Here is an 18,518-nt window from a genome sequence, read left to right on the forward strand (position 1 = left end):
GGTCAGAGGATCGTGAGGACGACCGGGGTCCCCGGCGGTACCTCGGATCCCGCGGACGGGCTCTGCCCGACCACGCGTCCGTTGTCCCGGCCACTCCCGCGGCCGAAGGGGAAGGCCGACTCCAGCTGGGTGGAGAGGCCGACCTCGTTCAGCATCTCGGCGGCGTCGCGGGCCTTCTCGCCGATGACGAACGGGACCTGCACCTGCTGCGGGGGCGGCGGGGGCGCGGCGCCGCGGCTGATCACGAGCGTGACGGAGCCGCCGATCGGCAACTGCGTGCCCGCCGCCGGATCGGTCCGGATGACGGCGCCCTCGGGCACGGTGGAGCTGAACTCGGTGGCACCGGTGGCCTGCACCGGGGTGAGGTCGGCGGACCGCACCGTCTGCTCGGCGGCCGCGACGGTCGCACCGGGGGCCACGGCGGGCACGACGGGCCGGCCGGTCGAGACGACCAGCTTGACCTGGCTGCCGCGCAGCAGCCGCGACTGCGGCGCGGGATCGGCGGCGGAGACGACGTCCGTGGCGACCGAGTCGTGGTGGGCCTCGGTCACCGAGACGACGAGGTCCGATTCGGCGATCAGCTTCTCGGCGGCCGCACGGTTCAGCCCCACCACCGACGGCATCGCGGTCCAGCGGCCGGTACCCAGCCACCAGGCCGCGGTGGCGACCAGCATCCCCAGCACCAGGATCACGGCGATCCACACCGCGAAGATGCGCCTGCTGCGGCGCCGGGCCACCCGATGGTCCGCGCGACCCGCGGCGGGGATGGGCGTGTGCCGCGTCGAGCCCGGTGTCGCCTCCAGGTCCACCGGGCGGCTCAGCGCGCGGGTGCCGCCGGGGCCCGGCGGGCCGGCCGCGGACCAGTCCGGGACGGGCTCGACGCTGGTGCCACCGGGCACCCGGCGCGGCCCCGCGGGGACGGTGTCCTGCTCGTCGATCGGGCGGGGCGGAGGCACCGGTACGGGCACCCGGGGCACTCGGAGACGGTCGCGTACCCGGCGCAGCTCGGCGAGGAACGCGGCGGCGTCGGCCGGGCGGGCGGCGGGGTCGCGGCGGGTGGCGCGCTGGACCAGCGCGTCGAGCTCCGGGGGTACCTCGGTCGCGGTCTGCGACGGGGCCGGGACGTCCTCGTTCACGTGCCGGTAGGCCACCGAGATCGCCGTGTCGCCGGTGAAGGGCGGCGCGCCGGTGAGCAGTTCGTAGAGCAGCACTCCGGTGGCGTAGACGTCGCTGCGTGCGTCGGCGGAGCCGGTGGCGACCTGCTCGGGGGACAGGTAGGCCATCGTTCCCATGATCATCCCGGCGTGGCTGGCGCCGGCCTGCGCGGCCGCGGTGACCAGTCCGAAGTCGGCGACCTTGACCTCGCCGGTCCGGCTGATCAGCACGTTCTCGGGCTTGACGTCCCGATGCACCAGCCCGAGCCGGTGCGCCTCGGCCAGCCCGGCCAGCACCGGTTCGAGCACCGCGAACGCGGCCGGGACGCCGACGGCACCCCGGGCGCGCAGCACGTCGCGCAGCGTGCCGCCCTCGACGAGCTCCATGACCAGGAACAGCGTGGGCTCGGGGCCGCTGTGGTCGTCGCCCTGGTCGTGCACGTCGATCACGGCGGGGTGGTCGATCCGCGCCGCCGACCGGGCCTCCCGCTCGAACCGCACCCGGAACGTCGGGTCGGCGGCCATCCGCGGGTCCATCACCTTGATCGCCACGGGCCGGTCCAGCCGGGTGTCGGTGCCGCGGTAGACGGTGGACATCCCGCCGCGGGCGATCACCGGCCCGACCCGGTAGCGCGCGTCGAGCAGCGCGCCGACAGCGCCGGTGGGGGCGTTCACACCGACGACGTTACCGCCCGCCCGGAGGCTGCCCCGACGCCCCGGTGCTGTGAGAGGGTGTGCGCTTGTGAGTGAGGTGTCGGGCGCCCCCGCGGCGCTATCCGAGGACGTGGCGATGCTCCCGGTCGCCGAGGTGGCGCAGCTGCTGTCCATCTCCGTGAGCCGAGTACACCAACTGGTTCGCGACGGTCAGCTGCTCTCGCTGCGCCGTGACGGCGTCACAGTGGTGCCGGCCGACTTCATGGACGGCTCGGCCGTCGTGAAGGGCCTGGCCGGGACGATCACGGTGCTGCGCGACGGCGGCTACCACGACGACGACATCCTGCGTTGGTTGTTCACCGACGACGAGTCGCTGCCCGGCGCCCCGATCGCTGCGCTGCGCGCCGGCCGTCACAAGGAGGTCAAGCGCCGGGCCCAGGCCATGGCGTTCTAGCGGCCGTTGCCGCGGCGGGTCCGGGCGCCCAGCACCCGGACCAGTCCCGATAGCGCCACGGCGGCGCGGCGGCGGTTCGGGACGGACACCCGGCGGTGCAGCACGTGGTAACCGGCGTCGCGGACCTCGTCGAGGATTCCGCGGTAGAGCGTGAACGCGGACGCCACGCACGCCCGGGAGACCGGCTCGAGCATCGCGATGCCGGGCTGGGCGCGCCGGTAGACCCCGTGGGTGCGAGCCACCAGATGGGCCAGGGCGCGCCGCACCCGGGGATCGGGGCGGCGGGTACGCCGGCACCACACCAGCAGCTCGCGGTCGACGCCGAACGCGGCGAGCTCGTCGGCGGGCAGGTAGACCCGGCCGCGGTCGAGGTCCTCTCCGACGTCGCGCAGGAAGTTGGTCAGCTGGAAGGCCACGCCGAGCGCGGCCGCGGGCGGCTCGGCCTCGGCGCGCGGGACCACGGTGCCCAGTACCGGCAGGACCTGCAGGCCGATGACCGCGGCCGAGCCGTGCACGTAGCGGGCCAGGTCGTCGTAGGTAGGGTAGCCGGTGACGTGGGTGTCCATCCGCATGGACGCGAGGAAGTCGGCGAAGTGACGCCGGTCGATGCCGTAGCGCAGCGCGGTGTCGGCGACCGCGGCGAGGACCGGGTGCGTCGCCGGGCCGCCCCCCAGGGCCGTCTCCAGCTGTCCGGACAGCGCCTCGAGCTCCGCGGCCCGGTCGGCGACCGGGCGGCCGTCACCCAGGTCGTCGACGATCTCGTCGGCGTGCCGGGCGAACCCGTAGAGGGCGTGGATGGCGGGGCGGCGCTCCGGCGGGAGCAGCCGGGTGGCGAGGAAGTAGGTCCGGCCGTGGACGGCGTTCAGCTCCCGGCACGCGGCGTAGGCGGCTCGCAGCGCCGGGTCGTGGACGCCGGCTGCGTCGAGCTCAGCCGGCCCGCTCAGCACCGCTGCCGGCGGTCGCGACGTCCGAGGGGACGGGCGCCGGGGTCTCGGTGTCGGCCTTGCGGGTGCGCAGCTTGAGCGGATCCGGGTGCCGCAGCGAGACCGCGGCCAGGGTGCACAGCGCGGCGCACACCGCCAGGTAGCCCCAGTTGTACAGGGCCGCCTCGCCGCTGGGGTAGTAGACGATCACCAGCCACAGCGAGCCGAAGACCAGCCAGGACAAGGCCCGCGGGCTCCAGGCGACCATGGCCAGCAGTGCCATCCCCCAGCTGACGTACCAGGGCAGCGTGGCGGGGGAGAGCACGGCGACGGCGAACAGCACGATGCCGGCGCGGTGGATGGCGTCGGGCCCACCGTCGCGGGCCTTCCACCACTGGGTGACCGCGATGTAGAGCAGCACGATCGCGCCGATGATGCGGCCGACGTTGATGAACGGCTGCTTGGGCACATCGGCGACGATGCTGACCAGGGTGTGTGTGAGCTCACCGGCTCCGGTGGGCAGCGACAGCCAGTTCACGATCATCGACGGGGCGCTCAGCGCGGGCAGCCAGCCCAGCCCGACCCCGGCGGCCACCGATGCCGCGGTGAAGACGACGAGGAACACGCCGAGGCCGGCGGCGCCGGCCTTGAGTACCCGCGCGGTCCGTGACCCGGGGAGGTGGGCGGCCCAGATGAGCACGAGGAACGGCAGCGCCACACCGGCGCTGGCCTTGACCGCCATCGCGGCGGTGACGATCGCGATGCCGGTCGCGTGCCGGCCGCGCAGCGCGAACAGCGACCCGGCGGCGAGCAGCCCGACGACCAGCAGGTCGTTGTGTCCGCCGCCGACCATGTGGATGACCATGACCGGGTTGGCCACGGCGATCCACAGTGCGACCGGCACCCGGCCGCCGAGGCGGCGGGTCAGCTCGGGCAGTGCCCAGATCAGCAGCACGAGCCCCACGACGAGCAGCAGGCGCATGCCGATCACGCCGAGGATGATGTTGTTGCCGACGAGGGCGGCCATCCCCTTGGCCAGCAGGATGAACAGCGGGCCGTAGGGCGCCGGGGTGTCCTGCCAGAAGTAGTGCACGTTGTCGGTGAAGATCCCCGGCATCACCTCCGGGCCCACCGCGTACGGGTCGAACCCGGCAAGCGGCAGCGCGCCCTGGGCCAGGTAGCTGAACACGTCTCGGGTGAACAGCGGTGGGGAGACCAGCATCGGGGCCAGCCAGGCCGCCGACACGGTCAGCACCGCCCGGCCCCCGACCCGGTGGGCCAGCACCTCCCGGCCCAGCCGCACCCAGGCCCAGGCCATCAACGCGACGCCGAGGTAGACCACCGCGACGGCCAGTTCGCGGCCGTGCCCGTAGCGCCAGAACCCGACCGCGCTGTTCGTGAGGATCGGGTCCCGAACCAGAACGCCGCCGGCGCCGAATCCCCCGATGACCATCAGCAGGGAGCCGAGCAGGCCGAGCAACAGCGGACCCGGCGGGGGGTCGCCGAGGCGGCTTCGCAACGTCCGCGGCGCAGCCCTGGGGGTGCGGCGCGCGGTGGCCCCGTCGTCGTGCGGGCCGGGGTCGGCGGGCCGGTGCACCGCCGTGTCCGACGCAGGTCCGCCGGCGTCGGCGGACGGCGTGGCAACCGGCGTCGTCCGCTCGGGTGACGCCGGTCTGGGGACCGGTGGTGAGGGCTGGGCGGTCATGTCGGCGACCATGCTCGCACGGCCGGTGTCATGTGGGTGTCGGCACCCTGGGGGTGCCGCCCTCGGGAACGCCGGTCCGCGGGGCCGCCGGTGATGCGCCGGGCGGCGAGCCGCCCGGAGATGAGTACCGGGGGGATGCCGACGCCGGGGGTCGTGCCGCAGCCGGCGAGCACCACGTTGTCCAGGCCGCGGACCAGGTTCCGCGGCCGGAACGGCCCGGTCTGGGCGAACGTGTGCGCGGCGGAGAACGGGGTCCCCGCGGCGAGCCCGTCGGCCGCCCAGTCGGCCGGGGTGACCAGCCGGGAGACCTCGATGTCACCGGTCAGTCCGGCGAATCCGCGACGCTCGAGCACCCCGAGCATCTCGTCGCGGTAGGCCGGGCCGAGCCGTGGCCAGTCCAGCGGGGCGGCGTCGGTGTTCGGGCACGGTGCGAGGACGAACAGCAGGTCGGCGTCCGGCGGTGCGAGCCCGGGATCGGACGCCGTCGGGCGGGTGATGAGCAACGACGGGTCACTCATCAGGCGGCCCTGGTCGATGATCTCCGCGAAGGTGCGCTCCCACGCCGCGCCGAAGGAGATCGTGTGGTGTGCGAGCTCCGGACGGGCCCGGGTGATACCCGCGTGCAGCACCACGGCGCTGGGGGAGTAGCGCAGCGGGACGGCCCGGCGCGGGCGGCGACCGAGCAGCTCGTGCACCACCGGCAGGTCCGGGGTGAGGACGACGGCGTCGCAGGCCAGCCGTTCGGTGCCGGCGCCGCCGCCGTTGTGCGTGCCCACGTGCCGGACCGCGGTGACCCGGCCGGCGCGGCGCTCCAGGCCGCTCGCCGAGCGTCCGTAGACGATCTGCGCACCGGCCGCGACCGCTGCGTCGGCGAGGGCCTGTCCGACCGCCCGCATGCCGCCCCGCGGGAAGTACACCCCGGCCACGGTGTCCATGTAGGCGATCACGCCGTAGGCGCCCAGGGCCCGCTGCGGCGGCACACCGGCGTACAGCGCCTGGAACGAGAAGACTCGCCGCAGCCGCTCGTCGGGCAGCAGCCGGGCCACCTTCGGCCCCAGCCGGCCGAACCCGCCGAGCGCGGCCAGCCGGGCCAGGTCGGGGCCGACCAGGTCGAACGGGCTGTCGAAGTTCGCCCCGATGAAGCGGTCGATCTCGGCCCGGTACAACCGGGTCAGCCAGTCGCGCAGGCTGACGTAGCCCGCGGCCGCAGCCGGGCCGCAGGTGCGGCGGACCTCGGCCTCCATCGCCGCGGCGTCGGTGTGCACGTCGATGGTCGAGCCGTCGGCGAACCGGGCCCGGTAGGCCGGGTCCAGCGCGATCAGGTCGAGCCGGTCGGTCAGCGACTCGCCGACCGCGGCCAGTGCCTCGTCGAGCAGCTCGGGCATGGTCAGCACGGTCGGCCCGGTGTCCACCCGGTAGGTGCCCGACGGGCCGTCCAGGTCGAGCCGGCCGGCCCGGCCCCCGGGGTGGTCCCCGCGTTCGACGACGGTGACCCGGCGGCCCGCGCCGAGCAGGTGCAGGGCCGCTGAGAGCCCGGAGAGCCCGGCGCCCACGACCACCACGTGGTCGGTCCGGCCGGGGACGGTCCGCGTCACCGTTGCGTCAACCCCTGTCTCAGCTGCGGCGCCGGGTGGCCGTGACGGCCAGCTCGGCCAGCCGGGACGCCGCCGGCTCGGTGATCTCGGCGGTGCTCAGCGCATCGAGCGCGGCGCCGGTCAGTCCGGCGATGCGCTGCTCCACGGCCTGCACGGCGCCCAGCTCCAGGAGCAGGTCGCGGATCCGGTCCACGGAATCGGCGTCGAGGTCGTGGTCGCCGATGGCGGAGGTGAGGGTGGCGTGGGCGGCGGTCGCGCCGCGCTCGGCCGCCCGCTCCAGGGCCAGCGCGACCAGCAGGGTGCGCTTGCCCTCCCTGAGGTCGTCGCCGGCGGGCTTGCCGGTGACCTCCGGGTCCCCGAAGACGCCGAGCAGGTCGTCGCGCAGCTGGAAGGCGACACCGATGTCGGCGCCGAAGCGGCGGTACGCACTGACCAGGGCGGGGTCCGCGTCGGCGATGGCCGCGCCCAGGTGCAGCGGCCGCTCCACGGTGTAGGCCGCGGTCTTGTAGCGGTCGATCTGCAGCGCGGCCCGGGGGGTGGTGTCGCCGGTGGCCTGGCCCAGCACGTCGAGGTACTGGCCGCCGAGGACCTCGGTGCGCATGGCCCGCCAGGGTTCGGCGGCGCGCCCGATCGCGGCGCCGGGCAGCCCGGCGCCCTGCAGCATGTCGTCGGCCCAGGCGAGCGCGAGGTCGCCGAGCAGGATCGCGGCGGCGGCGCCGAACCGGGCGGGCCGCCCGTGCCAGCCCGCATCGGCGTGCCGCCCGGCGAACTCGACGTGCACGGTGGGGCGGCCGCGCCGGGTCGCGGAGGCGTCCATGAGGTCGTCGTGGACGAGGGCGCAGGCCTGCAGCAGCTCGAGTGCGCTGATCGCCCGCAGCACCGCGGGTGCCGTCTCGTTCTCCGGGTCCCCGCCGGCGCCGCGCCAGCCCCACCACGCGAACGTCGGCCGGATCCGCTTGCCGCCGCCGAGCACGAACGCGGTCAGCGCGCCGGTGGCCTCGCCGAAGGCGGGGTCGATGGCGGTCGCGTCGGCGCGGCGCCGGTCGAGGTACGAGGCGAGTGTCTCCTCGACGCGGGCCGGCAACCGGTCGTCGTCGGGGTGGGGTGCGGACGATGCCGGCCGGGTCGTGCCGACCAGGTCGGCGCCCGTCGGGGCCATCAGGCCGTCCTCGCCGGGCCGGAAACGGATGGAGAAGGCACGATCCGAGCCTAATGGCGCAGCGGTGCTGCGGCGCGCCGACGGCCGGGCCGTAGGCTCACCGGGGTGAAGGGCACCTCATCCGGGCGCGGAACGGTCACCGAGCGGATCACCGTGGATCGGCCGGTCTTCTCCGTCGAGTTCTTCCCACCCAAGGATGCCGCCGGCGAGGCCGAGCTGTGGCGCGCCATCCGCCGGCTCGAGCCGCTGGACCCGGCTTTCGTGTCGGTGACCTACGGGGCCGGCGGCTCCAGCCGGGATCGGACGATCCGGACGACGGCGCGGATCGCCGGCGACACCACGCTCGTCCCGATGGCCCACCTCACGGCGGTCTCGCACTCCGTGGCGGAGCTGCGCCACGTGATCGGCTCCTATGCCGCGGCCGGCATCCGCAACGTGCTCGCGGTGCGCGGTGATCCTCCCGGCGATCCGCTGGGCGAGTGGATCGCGCATCCGGAGGGCCTGACCTACGCCGACGAGCTGGTGCGGCTGGTTCGCAGCCTGGGTGACTTCTGCGTCGGCGTCGCGGCGTTCCCCTACGGCCACCCGCGCTCACCCGACGCCGACTCCGACCTGCAGCGACTGGTCGCCAAGATCCGGGCCGGCGCCGACTTCGCGATCAGCCAACTGTTCCTGGAGCCGGAGGGCTTCCTGCGGTTGCGCGACCGGCTCGCCGAGGCGGGCTGCGAGGTGCCGCTGCTGCCCGGGATCATGCCGCTGACCACGCTGCGCACCCTGCGCCGCGGCCCCGAGCTGTCCGGTGCCCCGCTGCCCCCGGACCTCGTCGCCCGGCTCGAGCGGTTCGCCGACGACCCCGCGTCGTTCCGCGCGGCCGGGATGGATGTGACGGCGGAGCTGTGCGGGAAGTTGCTCGCCGAGGGGGTGCGCGGGCTGCACTTCTACACCCTGAACCGCTCCACCGCGACGGTGGAGCTGGTGCAGCGGCTGGGGCTCGCGCAGCGCTGATCCCCGCCTGGTCCGGAGCTGATCCGGGCCGCCCGCCGGGCGGCCCGGATCAGCGGATCGACCGGGTGAGCGGAGGATTGCGGGTCCGCCGCGCCATCACCACGACCGCGCCCGCGGCCACCGCGACGAGCGCTCCGAGGCCCAGCGTCCAGCTCACCGGGGACGGTGCGTTCGGGTCGGGGTAGGCCACCGTCGCGCTGATGTCCCCGACCTCGCCGGGGGTGAACGTCCAGCTGATGGTGCCGGACTCGGCGTCGCCGTTGGTGTCGATCACCTGGCCGGGGAAGCTGATCTTGAGCTGGAAGTCGGCCTTGTCCACCGGGACCGTGGTGAGGTCGACCTTGCCGCTGACCTGCACCCGGTTGCCGGCCCGGTGCAGGGTCAGCTGGGACCGGTCACCGGCCGGTCCGGCCGCCCCGGTCAGCGTCGAGACCTGGTCGAAGGTCAGGCCGGAGAAGCGCAGCAGCGAGCCGGTGTAGCCGTCCTGGCGGTACGTGGAGACGTCGACGTCGCCGGCGAGCGCCGGCGGGACGGTGATCTGCGGCCCCTTGTCGTCCGGGCCCTTCTCCGGCGTGGCCACCACGATCTCCCCGACCACGGTGTCGTCGGGCTGCACCGCGAGCGCGGTGCGGACCCGTGCGCAGCCGCCGAGCAGCGTCCCGACCAGGAGTACCGCCAGCATCAGCAGCGGCACTGCGCGCCGGCGGGTGGCCGCACGGGGGCGCCGGTGCGGGGCGTGGGGGAGCGGGGACGACATGGTCGTCATCGTGCCATCGGTGGCGGCCGTCACCGGCCACCGAGCCGCGCAGGCGCCGTCACCGTGTCGTGGCGTCTGCGGGGTTCGGGGCCGGGCCGGGCAACGGCAGCTCGCGGCCGAGGACCGCGAACGGGCGGGTGTCGCCGGTGAACCGGTGGTCCCGCAGCACGTCGCGGAAGCCCGTCCGCCGGTAGAGCCGCCAGGCGCGGCCGGGCGGGCGGTGCCCGTACTCCGGGGTGGACAGCAGGACCCGGCTGCGGCCGGTGTCGGCCAGCAGCGCCCGGAGCAGGCCCTCGCCGAGCCGTGCGCCCTGCGCGTCCGGACGCACGTGCAGCTCGGTGAGTTCGAAGTAGTCGGTCAGCCAGGCCTGCTCGTCCGGACCGGCGGCGCGCAGCCCGCGACGGACCTCCTCGTACCACCACTGCCCGGGTGCGCCTCCGTAGCCGTAGGCGATGCCGATCAGCGAGCCCGCCGGATCCAGCCAACCGACCGCGCGCCACCCGGGGCGGCGGGTGTGCTCCAGCCACAGCGTGCGGCGCTGCCGGGCGGTGCCGGGCGGGTAGCCCATCGCCGCGACGTAGACGTTCAGTGCCTCGCCCAGCCGGTCGGACAGGTCGCCGGCGGTCAGCGCGACCAGCCGGTTGCGGGGCGGTGCGGCGGTCATCGCGGGCCCCGTCCGGTGCGTCGGGCCAGGTGCGCCCGGCCGCCGGCCGTGGCCCGCCGGCGTGTGCTCATCACCCGGACATCACACCACGTTTCGAGCGGCCCGGCGCACACCCCGGCCCGGACTTGACGTGGATGGCGGCGGCGCGATCTACTGGACCGCGTCGAACATGTGTTCGATCGATGGTCGGCTCGGCGGTGGGGTGGGGGAAGCGCCCCGCCGCCGGCCGGCCGGACTCCTCGTCCGTGAAAGGAGAGTGGTCAGGTGAGCGCGTTCACCCGCGTGTTCGGGGCGCGGCAGCCGACGCCGATCCAGGTGCGCTGGCTGGACGGCGAGCCCGTGGAGTTCCAGCGGCGCCCGGTGCGTCGCGGAGCGCGCTACCTGGTCACCGATGTGCAGGAACGGTGGATCGAGGAGTCGCCGTGGCCTTTTCCCTCGCCGAAGCCGATCGGTGGGGACCAGCTGCGCTGCTGGCGGGTGCTGGCCCGGTCCGCCGAGGAGCCGCAGGCGCCCGCCCGGGAGTTCGTGCTGCGGATGCGGTCCGGGCCCGGAGTGTGGGATCTGGTGCGGGTGGCGGAGTGACCGGGCAGGCCGGGCACGGAGGGGAGCTCACCGAATGACCGCGACAGTGCCGATGACCACTACCGTGCGGCAGCCGGGTGCAGCTCCGCCGTCCCGGGCGGCCCTCGGGCTGCTCCGGCAGGCCGCCGGGTGCCTGGCCGACGGGCACCGGGCGACCGATCCGCTGCTGCGCTACCCGGCGGCCTACCTGGCTGCGCTGCGGGCGGCCGCGGCGGTGCTGGCCGTGCGGGCCCGGCCGCGGCCCAAGCGCGGCGCGTCCCGCAACGTGTGGCAGCTGCTGGCCGAGGTGGCCCCGGAGCTGGGGGAGTGGGCGGCCTTCTTCGCGTCCTGCTCGGACACCCGGGCGGCCGCAGAGGCGGGCATCGCACGACTGGTCAGCCGCCGCGAGGCCGACGACTTGCTGCGACAGTCCGAGCAGTTCGTCGGGATCGTGCGAAACATGGTGCCGGTTCGGTGAACCGGCGGGCCGGCAGCGGCGGGTCAGTCGCCCGCCGGCGGGGCGCTGCGCGGCTCGCGTCCTCGGATCCGCTCGCTGCGTAGGACGCGGCCCAGCAGCGTGGTGAACACGGCCGACACCTCGCGAGCGCCCGGTGTGTCCCAGGCCTGGATGGGCAGGCATGCGCCCTGGGCCTGCTGGATGGCCGAGCGGTCGGGCAGGACTCCACTGAACACCAGCGGCCCGAACAGCTCGCGCAGCTCCGCGATGCGGAACTCGTGCTCGGCGTTGCGCGGGCGCACCCGGTTGATGAGGACGCCGAGTGGCTGCAGGTCGGGGTTGCCCCGCTGCCGCTCGGTCTGCACGGCATCGAAAGCGCGCTGCACGCCCGACACCGCGAACATCGTCGGGTCGGTCACGAGCACGGCCCGCTGCGCCGCGGTCAGCGCGCTGCGGGTGAGCTGCCCGAGCGACGGCGGACAGTCGATGATCACCAGGCGGTAGGGGCCGGTGCCGTCGCCGTCGGCGGTGTGGTCGACGCCGGCCGGTCCGTCGCAGGCTGCGAGTGCCTCGTCGGCCTCGCCGTCCACCCCGGCCAGGTCCGCCGCATGGTCGCCGTCGGTCAGCCGGCTGAGGGCGCGGGCGAGCCGGTTGAGCTGTTTGGTTCCCGGATCGGGGTGGTTGTGCCGCTCGGTCTGCTCGGAGCCGACCAGGACGTCGAGGCCCTCGCCCCAGCCACTGGGGGCGATGGCGCGGCGCAGCACCGAGCGTCGTGGCTCGTCGAGGACCTCGGCCACGGTGGCCGTGGTCGGCGCGACGTCCAGCGCGATGGTGGCGTTTGCTTGGGGGTCCAGATCCACGAGCAGCGTGCGCACGCCGTGATGGAGGGCGGCGCCGGCCAGGCCGAGGGCCACCGTGGTCTTACCTACCCCGCCCTTGAGACTCAGCGTGGCGACGACCTGCACGGCGATCAACCTACTCTGTCACCCGCGGCACTACGCTGCGGCTGTGACTACGGCGGCGGGAGATCTGCTCGGCACGACGGGCGGCGGCCCTGTGCACCGTGTCCTCGATGCGGAGGTGGCGAGGGCCCGGGCGGCCCACCCCGACCGTCCGCCCCGCGTGCTCGACGTGGGGGGCGGCAGCGGTGCGTGGGCGGTGCCGCTGGCCACGGCCGGCTGTGCGGTGACGGTGGTCGACACCAGCCCGAACGCGCTGGCCGCGCTGCAGCGCCGGGCGCGCGAGGCCGGGGTCGGCGACCTCATCACCCCGGTGCAGGGCGATGTCGATGCGCTGGCGGAGGTCGTCCCCACCGGGGGCGCCGACCTGGTGCTCGGCCACGGTCTGCTCGAGGTGGTCGACGACCTGCCGTGCGCGGTCGCAGCCCTCACCGCGGCGGCGGCGCCCGGCGGGGCGGTGTCGGTGCTGGTGGCGGGCCGCAACGCGGCGGTGCTCGGCCGGGTGCTGGCCGGCCGGTTGGCCGAGGCCCGGGCGCTGCTGACCGATCCGGACGGCCGGCTCGGACCGGACGACGTGCTGCGCCGCCGGCTCGACGGTTCGACGCTGTGCGCGCTGCTCGAGTCCGGCGGGTCGCTGCGCATCGAGGTGCTGCAGGGCGACGGGGTGCTGGACGGCTGGCTGCCCGGTTCGGTCATCGACGGTGGCCCCGCGACGGCCCGGGCGGTGGCCGAGCTGGAGGAGATGATCGCGGCGGTCCCCGCGCTGCGGGAGGTCGCGGCCCGGCTGCACGTGCTGGCGCGGCGTTCCGCGGACTGAGAGCGCCCGCCGGGCGGCGCCGTGGTGGGCCGGCGCCGGCGTGCGGTAGGCCTGCGAGCACCCCGCCTCGGGTGCCGCCGGCGATCAGGCTGCCCGGTGTGCGGGCCGGGGAGTGATCACCGTCGCCGGGGTGCCCGGCGGCTCGGCTCGGGTGAGTCCGATCACGACCGACGGGAGGGCGAGATCACCGCCGGCGCGGCCCGGCGCGGGTTCGCCCGGCTCCGCGGTGCGCCGGCGACCCTCCTGACCTCGGCCGTCGCCCGCCGGAACGCCGCTCGACGGCTCGGTGAACCGCTCACCGGCCGCGGCTGAACGGTTGTGGTGCGATTCCGCTCGAAGATCGGCCCAGCCGGTTGACGAGTCTGGGTAGTCGACCAGGCCTCGGACTCGTATCCTCTGCACTAGACGCCCAGCCTGGGCGCTCGTCGTGTCGTTCCGGCACCATGGAAGATGACCCGACAGGAATACCGTGTGCCGGAGGCGAAGCCATGCCCCTCTCCGAGCACGAGCAGCGACTGCTCGAACAGATCGAGCGTGCTCTCTACGCCGAGGACCCCAAGTTCGCATCGACCGTCCGTGGCGGCCGGCTGCTCAAACCCACGCGTCGCCGACGCATTCAAGGCATCGCGGTATTCGCGCTGGGTCTGGTCATGCTGGTCGTCGGCGTGGCCGTCCCGGCGCTGTGGCTGGCGAGCAGCTTCCCCGTGCTCAGCGTCGTCGGCTTCCTGCTGATGCTCACCGGCGCCGTGCTCGCGGTCACCGCGGTGGGTGGCGGTGGCCAGGCGGCCCCGGCCAAGGAGACGGAACCCGACAAGAACCGCTTCACCGGCCGCATGGAGGAGCGTTTCCGCCGCCGGTTCGAACAGGAGTGACACGCAGCGGCGGCCCGGCTCGGGCCGCCGCTGTTCGTCGGCGAACGGCTGACGGCCGCGGGCACCACCCCGGTGGATCACCCCGCGGGTGTCGCCGCCTCGTCCCGCCTGCCCCGGCCCAGCAGCGAGCGCGGCATCAGCCGCTCCCGCAGCGTGCGCCGCCTGCCGGCCGCGATCGCCGCCCGCACCTGCCGGACCGCCGCGGTCAGCTCCCCGGCGCCGGGGTGCCGGCCGCCGTACCAGCTCGCCTCCACCGCGGCCACCACCTGGCGCAGTGCCTGCTGGGCGTCGGCGTCCAACCCGTGCTCGCGGACCAGCCGGCGGGCGGCCCCGCGCACCGTGTCGCTGGGCGGCGACGGTACGCCGCGATCCGCCGACTCGGCGAGCAGCTCTGCCCAGGCGGCCCGCGCCGCCTCCCGGCCACCCTCGGCCACCGCCGCCAGCCGGCGTCGCCGGATGAGTGCCCGTAGGCCCGCCGGCGCGAGTCCCAGCAGCACGACGGCCACCAGCACCAGCGGGAGCACCGGCCCGAACCCGGAGTCCTGCGCCCGGTTCGCGCCCGGTGCCGGTGCCGCAGCCGGTGCCGCAGGCTCCTGCGCCGCCCCGGTTCTCGTGTCGGGCAGCTGGTCGGGGACGGTCTGGTCGGGGACCACCTGCTGGCCGGCCCCGGCGGCCTGGTCCCGCGCCTGCTGGACGTAGGGCGGCACGAGCGCGCGCCCGTCGGTCAGCGGGGTCGGGTCGAAGGCCGTCCAGCCGTAGCCGGGGAAGTAGGCCTCCACCCAGGCGTGCGCGTCGGCGGTGGTCACCAAGCGGTGGTCGCCGAGGTCGGAACCCGCGGTGAAGCCGACCGCGACTCGCGCCGGGACCCCGACCGTGCGCAGCATGACGGCCATCGCCGAGGCGAACTGCTCGCAGTACCCGGTGCGCCCGACGGTGAGGAACTCGACGAGCGCGTCGTCGCCGTTGCCGGGCGCGGTGCGCAGGCTGTAGTGGAACGGTGAGCGGGGCCCGGTGAAGAAGTCGACGAGGGCCATCGCGCGGTCGAAGTCGGTGCGGCTGTCCCGGGTGACGTCGGCGGCCAGGGCGGCGACACGGGGGTCCACCCCGGTGGTCGCGAGGTAGGCCGGATCGATCCGGGCCGGCCCGGACGCGGCGCGCAGCTCCTCGGCGGTCGGCGCCGGCAGCAGCGCTCGCTCCCGCCAGCTGTCCTCCCGGCGCGGGCGGCTGCTGTGGGCGGTGCCGCTGCGCACGTCGAAGGCCCAGGTGTCGGGCGTCACGCCGGTCACCGTCTGTGGCACGCCGTACAGCGGAAGCCAGTAGTCGCGGAACCCGACGTTCTCGACGTCGACGACGGCCTGGTCGCCAGGCGGGGTGGGGTCGTTCGGCAGCGCCCCGGTGAGCGGCACGCCGGGCTCCGGGGAACCGGCCTGCCAGCCCGTCGACGGGACGAAGTCGCGCAGGGTCAGCGCGCGCAGATACTGCGGCCGGGGCAGCCCGGAGACCCGGAACAGCTCGGTCTCGCCGGTCTGGGTGAGCTGCCCCCGCAGCGCGGTGAACGGGTTCAGCCCGATCGCGCCACCAGCGCCGCCTCCACCGGAACCACCGGCGACCCGGCCGCCGGTGCCGACCATCGTCGCGGCCGAACCGAGCAGCAGCGCCACGGCCACGGCCGCGGCGGTCACGGCCAGCCCGGCCGGGAGCTGCCGGCCGGCACCGCCGCGGCCCACGAGCAGCAGGCCGTACCCGGCGGCCGCCGCGGCCACGGCCCACCACGGCAGTAGGTGGCCGGCCAGCGCGGCGGGTACCGCGAACACCGCCAGCAACGGCAGTCCCGCGGCGGCGGGCGCCCCGGCGGACACGGCGATCGCGTACACGGCGACGGCGAGCAGCCCGAACGCCGCGGTGAGCAGCAGCAGGATCTCCGGTGTCGCCGGAATCGGGGCGGTGCCGATGTCGATCTGGGCGGCGGCCCCGGCCAGCAGGTCGCCGAGCTCGGCGAACGCGGCCGGCCCCGGGAGCACGCCGAGTACCCCGTGGGTGGTGAAGAGAAAGGTGAGCAGGCCGAGCACCGCGAGCAGTTGGGCGGCGAGCACCGCGACCCCGGGCGCGCGGCGCAGCAGCAGGCCGGTGGTGACGACGACGGCGACGACCGCGAACGCGTGACCGACCCAGCCGGCTCCCTGCACGACCGACGGCACCGGCGCTCCGGACAACAGCACCGCGGCGCCCGCGACGGGAGGGGCCGCCCAGCTGATCCGCCGGCGCGGCGGCCCCGGGGCGGGCGCCGCCGGAGTCGGCCGGAACAGCGGGGGCGCGCTCACGACGTCCCCGTCCGGGGACCGTCCGGTGCGGCCCCGCTGGTCAACGTGTCCCACACCTGGTCGGGGCGGGACTGCGCGGTGGCCACCGTGACGTTCCAGCCGGCCCGGCGCAGCGCCGCCGCGGTGCCCGCCGGCTGCGGCGCGGCGGGACCGGCCGGGGCCCAGCCGGCCACGTCGAGCAGGACGGCGTGACCACCGCCGGACCGCCGGGCGAGCAGCGCCTCGAGCCCGCCGGGTTGCACGGCGCCGAGGATCGCGACGAGGTCCGCGGTCGCGGTGAGCGGCGGTCCGCCGAGATCGGGGCGTGCCGAGGGCCGGACCGCGGCCAGTGCGTCGAGCAGCGGGTCGAGCCCGGGGGCGGCGCCGGGCCCGGTCGGTGCGATGCCGTCCTCGGTGACCAGCGTGACCGGCTCACCACGCCGGTGCAGGTGCGCGCACACGCTCGCCGCGAGGCTGACGGCGAACTCGAGGCTCGACCCCGCCCCCCGCCCCCGGTGGGCGGCGTCGCGCCGGTCCAGCAGCACGGTGATGCCGCCGCGCCAGGGCCGTTCCTCCAGCCGCACCATCAGGTCGTCGTACCGGGCGGTGCTCCGCCAGTGCACGCGACGTAGCTCGTCACCGGACCGGTACTCCCGCACGAGCACGTCCGGGCGGCCCTGGCCCTGGTGTGCGACGGCTGCGCCGGGCGTGCCCTCACCGGTGCCGAGGGCGGCGGGGAGTCCCCGCAGCGGGACGACCGCGGGGAGCACGAGGATCCGGTCGGTGCCGGCGAGTTCGCGGGAGACCTCGGCCAGGGCCAGCGGGTCGGTGGCCCGCGCGACGAGCGGCCCGACCCGGTGCACCCCGCGCAGCAGCGGGCGCAGCGGGTAGCGCAGCACGACCCCGTCGCGGGACGGCAGCCGGTACACGGTGAACCGTGGGGGAGCGGCGGGCGAGGCTCCGGCGGCGTCGGGCACCGTGTCCGCCACCCGCAGCGCGCTGAGCAGCGGCCCGCCTCGCAGCCGCACCGTGACCTCGGTGTCCGTCCCGACCGGCACCCGGTCCGGCTCGACGACACGCTCCGCGCGCACCGCCCGCCGTGCCCGCGCGGCGAGCAGCAGCGACAACAACGGCAGTACCGCGACGAAGATCCCGATGCGCAGCAGGTCGCGCTCGTCGAGCACTATCGCGCAGACCCCGGTGGCAAGGCCCCCGGCGAGCAGGCAGCGGCCGCGGGTGGTCAGCCCGGAGAACCGGCCGCCGTCCACGGCGCTCAGCCGCCGGTACGTGCGGGGGCAGGCACCGGCAGCCGTCCGAGCAGCCCGCGGACCAGGTCGGCGGCGGAGCGGCGGGAGGCCTGCGCATCCGGGGTCAGCAGCAGCCGGTGCGCCAGCACGGGCACCGCGACGGCCTGCACGTCATCCGGGACGACGAACGCCCGGCCGGCCAGCGCGGCCTGTGCCCGGGCCGCGCGCACCAGGTGCAGGGTGGCCCGCGGCGACGCACCGAGCCGCAACTCGGGCAACCGGCGGGTGGCGCCGACCAGTTCGACGCAGTAGTGCCGCACCTCGGTTCCGACGTGGACCCGGCGCACCGACTCGATGACAGCGCGCACGGTCCGGGCGTCGGCGACCGGGCCCAGCGCCGCCAGCGGGTCGGCCGCCGTGTGCTCGTCGACCATCGCCAGCTCGGCGGCCGGATCGGGGTACCCGATGGACACGCGCGCGGTGAAGCGGTCGCGCTGCGCCTCCGGCAGGGGATAGGTGCCGTCCATCTCGACCGGGTTCTGGGTGGCTACGACCATGAACGGGCTCGCCAGCTGATAGGTCGCACCGTCGACGGTGACCTGGTCCTCGGCCATGCACTCCAGCAGCGCGGACTGCGTCTTCGGCGACGCCCGGTTGATCTCGTCGGCGATGATCACGTTGGCGAACACCGGGCCGGGGCGGAACTCGAACTCCGCGGTCTGCCGGTTGTAGATGGACATGCCCGTGATGTCGCCGGGCAGCAGGTCCGGGGTGAACTGCACCCGGCTCACCGAGCAGTCGATGGACCTGGCGAGCGCCTTGGCCAGCGAGGTCTTGCCGACCCCGGGGACGTCCTCGACGAGCAGGTGGCCTTCGGCGAGCATCGTCACCAGGGCGACCCGCACGACCTCGGACTTGCCGACGATCACCCGCTGCATGTTGGCCGCGATCCGGGTCGCCAGGTCGGCGACGGCCTCGAGCGCGGGCGGTTCCGGGTCCGGTCCCGTGGTGGTCCCGGATCGACCGCTCGTCGTGGTCACCCGACCTCCTCGCCCTGCGCCGCGCCCAGCGATGCCCGGCCACCAGGCCGGGCATCACACCCAGATTGCCGTTCAGTCTGTCAAACCCGCGCGAGGAACATCCCCCACATGTGCGGGGTCGACGGCGGGGCAGCGAACCCGGCGGGGCCGGCGCGACGGCCCGCGACGTGGTCGGCGCCCCACGGCGCGGGCCGT

At 75.4% G+C, this 18,518-nt stretch carries 17 protein-coding genes; 6 read left to right on the plus strand and 11 right to left on the minus strand.

All coding sequences use genetic code 11. The features are described 5' to 3' along the window. Positions 1-2: 2 nt before the first annotated feature. Positions 3-1,829 (minus strand): Stk1 family PASTA domain-containing Ser/Thr kinase, encoded by a 1,827-nt coding sequence (gene pknB, locus HF526_RS19350; RefSeq protein WP_169382935.1) that lies wholly within the window; start codon positions 1,827-1,829, stop codon positions 3-5. A 67-nt stretch (positions 1,830-1,896) separates the two neighbouring features. Between pknB and HF526_RS19355 the strand changes: the two genes are divergently transcribed. After that, positions 1,897-2,262 carry an Rv2175c family DNA-binding protein gene (locus tag HF526_RS19355; protein WP_338051594.1) on the plus strand — a complete coding sequence of 122 codons (366 nt, stop codon included), beginning with the start codon at positions 1,897-1,899 and terminating at the stop codon, positions 2,260-2,262. Here HF526_RS19355 and HF526_RS19360 read toward each other — a convergent pair. The 4 genes from HF526_RS19360 to HF526_RS19375 are packed head-to-tail and all read right to left on the minus strand — an operon-like array spanning position 2,259 to position 7,644. Continuing rightward, a complete protein-coding gene (locus tag HF526_RS19360) occupies positions 2,259-3,206 on the minus strand; it encodes a phytoene/squalene synthase family protein (RefSeq protein WP_169382955.1) in 948 nt (315 codons plus the stop codon). The genes HF526_RS19355 and HF526_RS19360 overlap by 4 nt on opposite strands. Further along, entirely contained in the window at positions 3,190-4,890 is a 1,701-nt protein-coding gene (gene mptB, locus HF526_RS19365; RefSeq protein WP_239028872.1) for a polyprenol phosphomannose-dependent alpha 1,6 mannosyltransferase MptB, read from the minus strand. Before mptB ends, HF526_RS19360 begins: the two co-directional genes overlap by 17 nt. Then, positions 4,887-6,485: a phytoene desaturase family protein gene (gene crtI, locus HF526_RS19370; protein ID WP_338051595.1), complete on the minus strand. Its 1,599-nt coding sequence runs from the start codon at positions 6,483-6,485 to the stop codon at positions 4,887-4,889. The genes mptB and crtI overlap by 4 nt, the downstream gene beginning before the upstream one ends. Before the next feature lie 19 nt (positions 6,486-6,504). Beyond that, the gene (locus HF526_RS19375; RefSeq protein WP_169382937.1) at positions 6,505-7,644 is read right to left on the minus strand and encodes a polyprenyl synthetase family protein; all 1,140 of its coding nucleotides are present in this window, start codon (positions 7,642-7,644) and stop codon (positions 6,505-6,507) included. Positions 7,645-7,749: 105 nt separating this feature from the next. Here HF526_RS19375 and metF point away from each other — a divergent pair, with 105 nt between their 5' ends. After that, a complete protein-coding gene (gene metF / locus HF526_RS19380) occupies positions 7,750-8,649 on the plus strand; it encodes a methylenetetrahydrofolate reductase [NAD(P)H] (RefSeq protein WP_169382938.1) in 900 nt (299 codons plus the stop codon). Between the two features lie 49 nt (positions 8,650-8,698). Here the strand turns inward: metF and HF526_RS19385 are convergent, their stop codons facing one another. Together HF526_RS19385 and HF526_RS19390 are read right to left on the minus strand one after the other, a co-directional pair. Beyond that, the gene (locus HF526_RS19385; protein WP_169382939.1) at positions 8,699-9,406 is read right to left on the minus strand and encodes an LppM family (lipo)protein; all 708 of its coding nucleotides are present in this window, start codon (positions 9,404-9,406) and stop codon (positions 8,699-8,701) included. A gap of 58 nt (positions 9,407-9,464) precedes the next feature. Continuing rightward, positions 9,465-10,070 carry a GNAT family N-acetyltransferase gene (locus HF526_RS19390; protein ID WP_169382940.1) on the minus strand — a complete coding sequence of 202 codons (606 nt, stop codon included), beginning with the start codon at positions 10,068-10,070 and terminating at the stop codon, positions 9,465-9,467. 264 nt (positions 10,071-10,334) lie between these two features. Here HF526_RS19390 and HF526_RS19395 point away from each other — a divergent pair, with 264 nt between their 5' ends. Both HF526_RS19395 and HF526_RS19400 read left to right on the plus strand, forming a co-directional pair. Then, positions 10,335-10,652, plus strand: a complete 318-nt coding sequence (locus tag HF526_RS19395; protein WP_338051596.1) for a hypothetical protein — start codon at positions 10,335-10,337, stop codon at positions 10,650-10,652. A 52-nt stretch (positions 10,653-10,704) separates the two neighbouring features. Continuing rightward, positions 10,705-11,109: an SAV_6107 family HEPN domain-containing protein gene (locus tag HF526_RS19400; RefSeq protein ID WP_239028873.1), complete on the plus strand. Its 405-nt coding sequence runs from the start codon at positions 10,705-10,707 to the stop codon at positions 11,107-11,109. Positions 11,110-11,132: 23 nt separating this feature from the next. Here the strand turns inward: HF526_RS19400 and HF526_RS19405 are convergent, their stop codons facing one another. Beyond that, on the minus strand, positions 11,133-12,053 hold the full coding sequence (locus HF526_RS19405; RefSeq protein WP_169382942.1) for an AAA family ATPase: 921 nt from the start codon (positions 12,051-12,053) through the stop codon (positions 11,133-11,135). 43 nt (positions 12,054-12,096) lie between these two features. On the opposite strand from HF526_RS19405, the gene HF526_RS19410 reads away from it, so the two are divergent. Then, positions 12,097-12,864, plus strand: a complete 768-nt coding sequence (locus tag HF526_RS19410; protein ID WP_338051597.1) for a class I SAM-dependent methyltransferase — start codon at positions 12,097-12,099, stop codon at positions 12,862-12,864. Positions 12,865-13,352: 488 nt separating this feature from the next. Then, complete coding sequence (locus HF526_RS19415) at positions 13,353-13,736, plus strand: DUF3040 domain-containing protein (RefSeq protein WP_169382943.1); 384 nt, start codon at positions 13,353-13,355, stop codon at positions 13,734-13,736. 77 nt (positions 13,737-13,813) lie between these two features. Here the strand turns inward: HF526_RS19415 and HF526_RS19420 are convergent, their stop codons facing one another. Genes HF526_RS19420 through HF526_RS19430 form a run of 3 tightly spaced genes read right to left on the minus strand, consistent with a single transcriptional unit; the run spans position 13,814 to position 18,323 of the window. Continuing rightward, on the minus strand, positions 13,814-16,057 hold the full coding sequence (locus tag HF526_RS19420; RefSeq protein WP_169382944.1) for a transglutaminaseTgpA domain-containing protein: 2,244 nt from the start codon (positions 16,055-16,057) through the stop codon (positions 13,814-13,816). Then, positions 16,054-17,304 carry a DUF58 domain-containing protein gene (locus HF526_RS19425; protein ID WP_169382945.1) on the minus strand — a complete coding sequence of 417 codons (1,251 nt, stop codon included), beginning with the start codon at positions 17,302-17,304 and terminating at the stop codon, positions 16,054-16,056. Before HF526_RS19425 ends, HF526_RS19420 begins: the two co-directional genes overlap by 4 nt. A 5-nt stretch (positions 17,305-17,309) precedes the next feature. Next, positions 17,310-18,323: an AAA family ATPase gene (locus tag HF526_RS19430; RefSeq protein WP_338051598.1), complete on the minus strand. Its 1,014-nt coding sequence runs from the start codon at positions 18,321-18,323 to the stop codon at positions 17,310-17,312. Between the last annotated feature and the right edge of the window lie 195 nt (positions 18,324-18,518).

It is taken from the genome of Pseudonocardia acidicola, assembly GCF_012911935.1.
In the GTDB taxonomy this organism is placed as follows: Bacteria; Actinomycetota; Actinomycetes; order Mycobacteriales; family Pseudonocardiaceae; genus Pseudonocardia; species Pseudonocardia acidicola.